The sequence below is a fragment of the Streptomyces botrytidirepellens genome (genome assembly GCF_003721215.1).
GTDB lineage: Bacteria > Actinomycetota > Actinomycetes > Streptomycetales > Streptomycetaceae > Streptomyces > Streptomyces himastatinicus.
The window spans coordinates 36,878-46,195 of sequence record NZ_RIBZ01000312.1 but is presented as its reverse complement, the minus strand read 5'-3'; the positions used below and the strand labels follow the sequence as shown (position 1 = coordinate 46,195).

9 protein-coding genes and 1 pseudogene are annotated in these 9,318 nt (G+C 70.6%); 6 read left to right on the top strand and 4 right to left on the bottom strand.

The window, feature by feature from the left end:
• Positions 1–42: 42 nt before the first annotated feature.
• Positions 43–1,125 carry a glycoside hydrolase family 43 protein gene (locus EEJ42_RS26530; protein WP_123103644.1) on the bottom strand — a complete coding sequence of 361 codons (1,083 nt, stop codon included), beginning with the start codon at positions 1,123–1,125 and terminating at the stop codon, positions 43–45.
• 178 nt (positions 1,126–1,303) lie between these two features.
• Here EEJ42_RS26530 and EEJ42_RS26525 point away from each other — a divergent pair, with 178 nt between their 5' ends.
• The 6 genes and pseudogenes from EEJ42_RS26525 to EEJ42_RS54740 form a co-directional block, all read left to right on the top strand.
• Entirely contained in the window at positions 1,304–3,004 is a 1,701-nt protein-coding gene (locus EEJ42_RS26525; RefSeq protein WP_123103642.1) for a bifunctional 3'-5' exonuclease/DNA polymerase, read from the top strand.
• A 75-nt stretch (positions 3,005–3,079) separates the two neighbouring features.
• The gene (locus EEJ42_RS26520; protein WP_123103640.1) at positions 3,080–4,108 is read left to right on the top strand and encodes a rod shape-determining protein; all 1,029 of its coding nucleotides are present in this window, start codon (positions 3,080–3,082) and stop codon (positions 4,106–4,108) included.
• A 199-nt stretch (positions 4,109–4,307) separates the two neighbouring features.
• Positions 4,308–4,904, top strand: a complete 597-nt coding sequence (locus tag EEJ42_RS26515; protein WP_050799946.1) for a sigma-70 family RNA polymerase sigma factor — start codon at positions 4,308–4,310, stop codon at positions 4,902–4,904.
• Positions 4,901–5,719: a zf-HC2 domain-containing protein gene (locus EEJ42_RS26510; RefSeq protein WP_123103638.1), complete on the top strand. Its 819-nt coding sequence runs from the start codon at positions 4,901–4,903 to the stop codon at positions 5,717–5,719. The genes EEJ42_RS26515 and EEJ42_RS26510 overlap by 4 nt, the downstream gene beginning before the upstream one ends.
• A 138-nt stretch (positions 5,720–5,857) precedes the next feature.
• The gene (locus EEJ42_RS26505; protein ID WP_107450999.1) at positions 5,858–6,412 is read left to right on the top strand and encodes an RNA polymerase sigma factor; all 555 of its coding nucleotides are present in this window, start codon (positions 5,858–5,860) and stop codon (positions 6,410–6,412) included.
• Positions 6,409–6,552 (top strand): annotated as a pseudogene (locus tag EEJ42_RS54740) (zf-HC2 domain-containing protein); the annotation flags it as partial. The gene EEJ42_RS26505 and the pseudogene EEJ42_RS54740, both read left to right, overlap by 4 nt.
• A gap of 37 nt (positions 6,553–6,589) precedes the next feature.
• Here EEJ42_RS54740 and EEJ42_RS26495 read toward each other — a convergent pair.
• The 3 genes from EEJ42_RS26495 to EEJ42_RS26485 form a co-directional block, all read right to left on the bottom strand.
• Positions 6,590–7,276 (bottom strand): signal peptidase II, encoded by a 687-nt coding sequence (locus EEJ42_RS26495; protein WP_184503283.1) that lies wholly within the window; start codon positions 7,274–7,276, stop codon positions 6,590–6,592.
• Between the two features lie 230 nt (positions 7,277–7,506).
• Complete coding sequence (locus EEJ42_RS26490) at positions 7,507–8,781, bottom strand: glycoside hydrolase family 5 protein (protein WP_246097406.1); 1,275 nt, start codon at positions 8,779–8,781, stop codon at positions 7,507–7,509.
• Between the two features lie 8 nt (positions 8,782–8,789).
• Positions 8,790–9,137, bottom strand: a complete 348-nt coding sequence (locus EEJ42_RS26485) for a response regulator (RefSeq protein ID WP_123103634.1) — start codon at positions 9,135–9,137, stop codon at positions 8,790–8,792.
• Between the last annotated feature and the right edge of the window lie 181 nt (positions 9,138–9,318).

Here is a 9,318-nt window from a genome sequence, read left to right as displayed (position 1 = left end):
CCCCGCGGGTTGGCCCGCGGGGCGCCCTCGTCGTCAGGTTCGTCAGGGCGTGCCGGAGGGCTCGGCCAGGGCGGTGGAGGTGGAGACGGGGACGCCGAGGTTCGGGGTGCCGTCCGCGTTCCAGTTCACCTTCTGCGCCCGGGTGGTACGGGTGCCGCCACAGCCGTCCGTCGCCTTGGCGTTGGCGTGATAGGCCATCCAGACCTCCTTGCCGTCGGGCGACGGGAAGAAGAAGTTGTGGCCCGGTCCGTACACCCCGGCCGCGTCATTGCGCTGGAAGACCGGGTTGGCGTACTTCTTCCACGCCCCCGCCGCCAGCGGATCGCTCCCGGTGAGCTCCATCAGGCCGAGCTTGTAGTCCGGGGTGTCGCAGTGCGAGGCGGAGAAGGTGAGGAAGGTCCGGCCGCCGTGCTGGAGGATGGTCGGCCCCTCGTTGACCGCGCTGCCCGACTTCTCCCAGGCGTAGGAGGGCGTGGCGATGCGGACACCGGCGCCGGTCGGGGTCCACGGATTGCTCATCCGGACCGCGTAGAGGTTCTGCGAACCGCCCTCCCAGAAGGAGTACAGCATGTAGAGGCGGCCGTCCGGCAGGGAGAGATAGCTGCTGTCGATCATCCAGCGGTTGTCGCCGTACGGATCGACCTGGCCCTTGTACGTGTACGGGCCCAGCGGATTGGAACCGGCGCTCTCCAGCACATGCACGTGCTGGTGGTCGATGTTCGCCGAGACGCCCGCGCTGTACGTCAGATACCAGCGCAGCCCGTTCGGGCCGTTGAGGCGGTGGAGTTCGGGCGCCCAGAAGTTGCAGCAGCGGGACGCCACGGTCTCGCGGTACACGGTGGTGGGCGCCGCGGTCTTCAGCCCGCCGAGCGTGGGCGAGCGGCGCATCTCCCAGTGCGAGGCCCAGGTGGTGCCCAGGTGGTAGTAGTACCCGGCGTAGCGGATGATCGTCGGGTCCGCGCCGTTCTGCGTCACGACCGGATTGGTGAAGCTCCCGGCCCTCACCCCCGGGGAACCGGCCGGTTCGGCCTTCGCGGCGGAGGCGTTGCCCGTCTGTAGCAGGGCGACGAGCGCGAGCAGCGCGGCCGTCAGCAGCGGCAGCGCTCTGGTGCGGATGCGGGTCATGGAAGGCTCCAGGTTCGAGAGGCCCGGGCAGCCACGTGCGACGCCCGGTCGATATTTCGAACACGATCCGTCATTGCGAACGGACCGTAGAGCCAGCCCGGTTGAAGGGTCAACCCCTCGCGCAGCGCCCGCCCTTGCTCCCGGGCCGTTGTCAGACCCCCCTGCCAGACTCACGGTCATGAGGTGGGCAGCAGCGGAGACGGACGACGGGGGTGTTCGTCTCTGCCCGCTCGACGCCTCGGGAAAGGCCGCCGGGCCGGTCGTCGAGGTCCCGGCGGCGCGGGGCGGGATCGCGGAGGCCGTGCGGTCCCGCCCGGAGGCCGACCGGTGGGTGTGGCGGTCCACCGCCGAGGTCTATCCACGGCTGCTGGCGGCCGGGGTCCGGGTCGAGCGGTGCTACGACGTGGAGGCGGCCGAGGCGCTGCTGCTCGGCCACGAGGGGCGCTCGGGCGCCCCGCGCTCCCTCGCCGCGGCCTGGGCCCGGCTGCGCGGGCTGCCCGTCCCCGAGGACCCTCCGGTGCGGGCCGCCCAGACCCAGCCGTCGCTCTTCGAGCCCGGCCCGCCGCCGCTGCCGCCCGGCACCGACCCGCTCGACGCGCTGCTGGCGGTGTACCAGGCGCAGCTGGCCCGTACGGGGGCGGCCGAGCACCCGGACCGGATGCGGCTGCTGACCACCTCCGAATCGGCCGGGACCCTGGTCGCCGCCGAAATGCGCCGCGCCGGGGTGCCCTGGCGGACCGACCGCCACCGGGAGCTGCTGGACGAGCTGCTCGGCGAGCGCTATCCGGGCGGTCTCGAGCCGCGGCGCATGGCCGAGCTGGCCGACGAGGTCTCCCGGGCCTTCGGGGAGGGGGTGCGGGTGCGACCCGATCTGCCCGCCGACGTCATCCGGGCGTTCGCGCGCGCGGGCATCGCGCTCACCTCCACCCGGGCGTGGGAGCTGAAGGAGATCGACCACCCCGCGGTGGAGCCGCTGCTGCGGTACAAGAAGCTGTACCGGCTGCACACCGCCCACGGCTGGTCCTGGCTCCAGTCCTGGGTGCGCGACGGCCGCTTCCGCCCCGAGTACCTGCCCGGCGGCACCGTCTCCGGCCGCTGGACCACCCACGGCGGCGGGGCCCTCCAGATCCCCCGGGTGGTGCGGCGCGCCGTCGTCGCCGACCCGGGCTGGCGGCTGGTCGTCGCCGACGCCGACCAGATGGAGCCCCGGGTGCTCGCCGCGATCTCCCGCGACCGCGGTCTGATGGAGGTCGCGGGCACCGGCCGGGATCTGTACGCGGAGCTGTCCGACCGCGCCTTCGCGGGCCGCCGCGACCAGGCCAAGCTCGCGCTGCTCGGCGCCGTCTACGGGCAGACCTCCGGCGACGGGCTCAAGCACCTCGCCGCGCTCAGGCGCCGCTTCCCGGCGGCCGTGGCGTACGTGGACGACGCGGCCCGCGCGGGCGAGGAGGGCCGTCTCGTACGGACCTGGCTGGGCCGCACCTGCCCACCGGCCGGGGGCGCCGCCACCGACCCGGCCGACGAGGCGGGCCTGCCGCGCGACCTGGACGAGGAGCCGCGTTACGGCACCACGCCGAGCGCCCGCGCCCGTGGCCGCTTCACCCGGAACTTCGTCGTCCAGGGCAGCGCCGCCGACTGGGCGGTGCTGATGCTCGCGGCGCTGCGCCGCGCCCTGGCGGCCGCCGGGCTCCGCGCCGAGCTGGTCTTCTTCCAGCACGACGAGGTGATCGTGCACTGCCCGGAGCCGGAGGTGGCGGCGGTGCGGCAGGCGATCGCGGAGGCGGGCGAAGCGGCGGGCACGATCGCCTTCGGCACCACCCCGGTCCGCTTCCCGCTCACGGTGGCCGCGGTGGAGTGCTACGCGGACGCCAAGGACTAGCGAAGAGGGAGGGGGCTCGCCCGACCGGCGCACCTCCGGAGGCAGCGGCCGCGTCCGGCCGCACACGATGGCCCCATGAGCATCAGCCTCGAGCGGCTGCGTCGCTGCTCCATCGCCGTGGACCTCGGAGCGTCCAGGACCCGCGTCTACCTCAAGCGCACCGGGGTGATCGTCGACGAGCCCACCGTGGCCGCCGTCAACACCCGCACCGGCGCGGTGATCGCGGTCGGGACGTTCGCCGAGCGCATGACGGGCCGTACGCCCGCCCACATCCGGGTGGTGCGTCCCGTGGCGGGCGGCACCGTCGTCGACATCGCCATGGCGCAGCGCATGCTGCGGCTGCTCCTCGGCAACAGGCTGCGCCGCGCCTGGCGCCGCAAGCCGCTCCCGAGCGCCGCCGTCTGCGTACCGCACGACGCCGATCCGCTCGCCCAGCGCGCCGCCATGGAGACGCTCGCCGGGCTCGGCGCCAAGCGGGTCGAGCTGGTGGACACGCTGATCACCGCGGCCGTGGGCTGCGGGCTGCCCGTGGAGCGGCCCGAGGCGACGATGATCGTGGTGTGCGGCGCGGCGACCACCCAGGTCGCGGTGTTGTCGCTGGGCTCGATCGTGGCCGCCGAGCGGGTGCCGGTGGGCGGCGAGACAGTCGACCACGCCGTCGTCCAGCACCTGCGCAACGAGCATGCACTGATGCTGCCGAGCCAGGCCGTCCGCCCGCTGCACCTGGTCCTCGGCGACGCGGCGCTCGCCTCGCTCGGCACCGAGGTGCACGGCCGCGACGTGGCCACCGGGCTCGCCCGGTCCGTAACGGTGGACGTCGAGGGCGTCCGCAACGCCATCCGCACCCCGCTGACCGGCGTCCTCGACGCGATCAGCGCCGTGCTGCGCCGCTGCCCGCCCGACCTGGTGGCCGACCTCGCCGACCGCGGCATCATGCTGGCGGGCGGCAGCGCGGTGCTGCCCGGCCTGGACACCCTGCTGCGGGAGGCGACCGGCGTCCCGGTGAACATCGCGGACAACCCGGGCCTGTGCGCGGTGGAAGGGCTCGGCACGATGCTGGAGGGCAAGGTCCAGCCCCATGTCCTCAGCTCCGCCATCACCTGAGGACCGTCGCCCGAGAACCGTCACCTGAGGACCCTTCACCCGCTCCTCCCCCACCACTCCCTCCGGGCAACTCCAGCAACTGATCGGAACTTTCTTCCCGACGCGTTGAGTGGCCGCCCCCTCCCGTCCGTACGAAGGGAGGAAGAGGCCGACATGGCCACCCAACCCCCCCGGGGCACAGACCGGGAGTCGTCAGTTGATGTTGTCCAACTCAGGTCCTGTCCTGGAGGTTCTGGTGCACGACGACGCCGCCGTGGCCGATGAGCGTCCGTCCAGATCGCAGCGCGGTACACCGGACGAGCAACTCATGCGTGCGCTCTACCAGGAGCACGCCGGACCGTTGCTCGCGTTCGTACTGCGCCTGGTCGCGGGCGATCGCCATCGCGCGGAGGACGTCGTGCAGGAGACTCTGGTCCGCGCCTGGCGGAATGCGGACCAGCTGTCCCGGGCCACCGGTTCCATCCGGCCCTGGCTGGTCACGGTCGCCCGCCGCATCGTCATCGACGGGCACCGGAGCAGGCAGGCCAGGCCCCAGGAGGTCGACCCGTCTCCCCTGGAGCTGATGCCGGCGGAGGACGAGATCGACCGGGCACTACGGCTGATGACACTTTCCGACGCGATGCACGACCTCAGCGACGCCCACCGCGAGGTGCTCGTCGAGACCTACTTCAAGGGCCGTACGGTCAATGAAGCGGCGGAAACGCTCGGCATACCCAGCGGGACGGTTCGGTCCCGGGTCTTCTATGCGCTGCGCTCCATGAAGCTCGCGCTTGAGGAGAGAGGAGTGACGGCATGACAGCGCAGGCGCACCACGCGGGACACGACGCCGTTGGCGCGTATGTGCTCGGCGTGCTCGATGAGGCGGAAGCCACCTATTTCGAGGAGCATCTGGCCGGTTGCGACCAGTGCGGTCGGCAGCTCGACGAGCTGACCGGACTGGAACCCCTGCTGGCGGACCTCGCGGCGGACATCCCCGGCATCCACGGGGCACCCGGCCGCACCGCGATCACGGGCCACACCCCGCACGCGTTCACCGCCACCCCGACCGCGATCGACACCCTGACCGCCAAGCCCGGCCCCTCCCTGCTGAACCGCATGGTGGGCGAGGTCGCAGCGGCCCGCAGCAAGCGCAAGCGGCGCGGTCTCTACCTGGTCGCGGCCGCGGCGGCGCTGATCGTCGGCGGACCGCTCGGCACGATGGCCGTCACCTCGGGCTCCGACGCGAACCCGCCCGTCGCGGCGAGCCCGACGACCAACAAGGCGCTCTTCGCCGAGATGCCGATGAAGATGGAGGGCACCGACCCGTCCACCAAGGTGTCGGCGGCGGTCGCGATGCAGGACAAGATGTGGGGCGTCGACGCCGTGCTGCGGCTGAAGAACGTCAAGGGCCCGCTCAATTGCAGCCTGATCGCGGTCTCGAAGGACGGTCATGAGCAGACCATGATGACCTGGGCCGTGCCCGAGCGTGGCTACGGGATCGAGAACAGCCCCACGAAGATGGCCAGAGATCCGCTGTGGGCCCACGGCGGCGCGGGCATGAAGAGCGACGACATCGAGCGCTTCGAGGTCCGTACGTCCGACGGCAAGCGTCTGGTCTCCATCAAGGCGTAACCGGCCCCGCCCGAGGCTCCTGGCCGCCGTGCCACTCGGATCGCCGACCATCCCGTGCGGCGCTGTGAGCGAGATGTTACACAGGGTGTGATATGTCGCTTTCGCGTCCCCGGGGGGTCCGGATCCGAGGAGGCACACGTGGCTGACCCGGACGCCCATCAGCAACGCATGTTCAGCCAGTACGTGCTGCCCGAGATCGAGGTGCTGCTGCGCGTGGCGATGTCTCTGACCGCTCAGCGCGCCGACGCCGAAGATCTCGTGCAGGACACGTTACTACGGGCGTACCGGGCAGTCGGCCGTTTTGACGGGAGACATCCGCGGGCCTGGCTGCTGACGATCATGCGGCACGCGGAGGTGAGCCGGCGCCGCCAGCGCCGGCCCCGCCTGCTGGACGACCCGGACACCGAGCTGGAACGGCTCTCCCCCGCCCGCGACGCCACCCCGGAGGAGCTGGTGGTGGACACCGCGTTCGACGAGGCCGTGGACGCCGCGTTCACCGCGCTGCCGCTCCGCGACCAGCAGGTCGTGCGGCTGGTTCATGTGGACGGGCTGTCCTACGCGGAGGCGGCGCAGGTGCTGGACGTCCCCAAGGGGACGGTGATGAGCAGGCTGCACCGGGCCCGCAAACGGATCCGGAACCAGCTGCTGGCCGCGGGACGCACGGGACGGGAACCTGAGCGAGGTGAGGCATGAGCCGATGGACGTGGTGGCGCGACACCGAACGGCGCCGGACGAAAGAGTGCCCGGTGGGCGCGCCGATGCTCCAGGCGTATCTCGACGGCGAACTGGACGCACCGGACACGGGCCGGGTGCGGGCCCATGTGGCGGAGTGCCACGCGTGCGCCCGTGAGCTGTCCCTCTACCAGCGCATCACCAGCGAGCTGGCCTCCCGGGGGGTGACCGACGAAGCGGCGCTGGCGCGGCTGAAGGAGTTCGCGGCCTCGATCGCGGAGCGGGAGAGCACCCGGGAGCCGGGGCCGGGCCCGGATCGGATGCCGGGATCGGGTTCGGGCTCGGGGCCGGGCTCGGGGCCGAGTGCGGTGCCCAAGCCCGGGGGCTGACATCACGCCGTCGCGCGGCCGAGCACAGCAGCACGGCCGCCGTGAGCAGGGTCCCGGAGACGAGGGCGACATCGGCCAGGTTGAACACCGGGCCGCGCCCCGCCACCGTGATCCAGTCGACCACGGCGCCGCGCAGCGGGCCCGGCGGCCGCACCACCCGGTCGGCGCCGTTGCCGACCGAGCCCCCGGCGATCAGCGCCATGCCGAACGCCAGGGCCCTGCGATGGGCCCGCAGCCCCGCGCAGACGGCGGCCAGGGTGGCGACCGCGCCGGTCAGGGTGATCATGCTGATCAGTACCGGGCGGCCGTGCCCCAGCCCGAAGGCCACCCCGGCGTTGTGCACCAGCAGCGTCCGGAACGGCCCCAGCCGGGCCTGCGGCCCCGAGGTACCGCTCCAGGCGGCCAGCGCGAGCGCCTTGCTCACCTGGTCGGCCGCGATCACCATGAGCGCGGCCAGCGGGAAGAGCAGCCGACCGGTGTGCGGGTGGGGGTTCATGGCGGGCCTCCCTGAATGCCGGGGCCCGGTCCACGGGCGCGGTCGGGGCCCAGGGAGGAAACCCGGCGGGGGCACGTCCCGCTTCCCTCCATACGAGACTTTCGGGACTTTCCCGGCATCCTGGCGGCGTGCGGACATGACCGTGGCGCGGACACGACGGAGGGCCCGCAGGCGGCTGCCTGCGGGCCCTCGCTGTCACATCACCATGCTCGGCCCAGTGCCGGAAGGGGTCACTCCGACGCCTTCCCCTTCGGCTCCAGCAGAGGCATCTGGTACTCGGACAGCATCTTCATCTTGTTCCTGTCGAGGGTCTTCCAGTCCTTGTTCAGCACACCGCCGGTGTCACCCGAGTCCGGGTTCCAGGTCCAGTAGGTGTAGCTGATCTGGTTCTTCTTGAGGTAGTCCATCAGGGCGTTCTGCCAGATGGCTTCCTTGCTGTTACCAGCGGTCTTGCGGCCACCGAACTCACCCAGGAGCAGCGGACCGATGTTCTGCTGCTTGACGTAGGCCCAGTGCTTCTTCCAGATGGCCGGCATGTTCTTCGGGAAGTCCTTCGCCTGGAACCAGTTCTGGTTGAAGACGCCCGGACCGTAGTCATGGGCCGAGTAGACGACCTTGTTGCCCTCGTCCAGCTTCACCGGGTACTTCTTCACACCCTGGAGGTCGCCACCCCACCAGAACTGCTCGTTCTTGTGGCGGTCGGTGCCCTCGACGAAGATCAGCCAGTTCTTGTTGACCTTGTGGATCGCGTTACCGGCCTTGGTGGCCGCCATGCGCCAGTCGGTCTTCTTGTTGCCGTCGCCCCACGTGGCCTGGCCACGCGGCTCATTGTGCAGGTCGGCGCCGATCACGCGGTCGTTGTTCTTGTACCGCTTGGCCAGCTTGACCCAGTCGCTCAGCCACTTGTTCTCGGTGAGGCTCTGGGAGTACCACAGCTCACTCTGGCCGTACTGGTCCGGGCGGTGCTGGTCCAGGATCACCATGATGCCGCGGTCGGTGGCACCCTTGACGACCTTGTCCATGATCTGCTGGCCGGTGAGGCCCTTCAGGTCGGGGTTCTTCTTGAAGTCGATCCCGTTGGGCTTGCTCTTGGCGTCGAACATTTCGTTCGCGTAGGGGAGCCGCATGGTGTTGAAGCCCTGCTTGGCCATCTGGTCCAGCATGGAGTCCAGGCCACGGGTCCACAGGCCGTGCGGCGCGAAGGTGCCGGTCTCGAAGCCGAACCAGTTCACACCGGTCAGGACGACCTTCTTGCCGTTCGAGTCGACGATGTCGCCCTTCTTGGTCGACAGCGGGAAGTCGACGTCGGAGCCGGCGGGCTTGCCCGGGGCGGCCGAGGACGAGGAACCCGCGTCGTCGCCATTCATGGCGAACGCCGTGACGGTGCCACCCACGGCACCGACAGCGACGACGGCCGCGGCGATACCCATGCGCAGACGGCGGGAGCGGGGAGCGCTCTTCGTCTCGGTGGTCTCGGGGTTGGTCGGGACGTTGTTCTGGTCCATGGGGGAATTCATTCGGTGATACTCCTGAGGAATTCGCGTATTTCGGTCTTGAGGATGCTGGGGGTATTCGTCGGAGATTCCAGGCATTCCAAGTAGGGGTCGGATACGGCGGTCAGCCGGACAATCCGCGCCTGCGGGAGGAGGTCGCCGATCAGGCGGTCCAGCCCTTGGGCCTTCCAGCCGGGCTCGTCCACATCGATCAGCACCACATCCGGTTGCATTTCACGCGCCAGCGAAATTGCCTCCCTGGCCGATCCGGCAATTCCGGACAACTCCAGTCCCGGCTCCTCGATCACGAGATCGGCGAGAGCACTCAGCACCTGGGTGTGGTGCTCCACGACGAGAACTCTTTGCATCGATGGAGCTCCTTCGGGCTTTTTTGTCCTGTCGCTCACCGACATTAGAAAAGCCCGGGGCTCGAAACACCGTACGGATGGCCGAAATCTGGATACCTCAATTGCAGGAATTCAGGGCACGCCAAACGGCCGAATTCCGACTACCTCAGTTGAGGTAGCGGAATTCGGCCGTTTTATATGA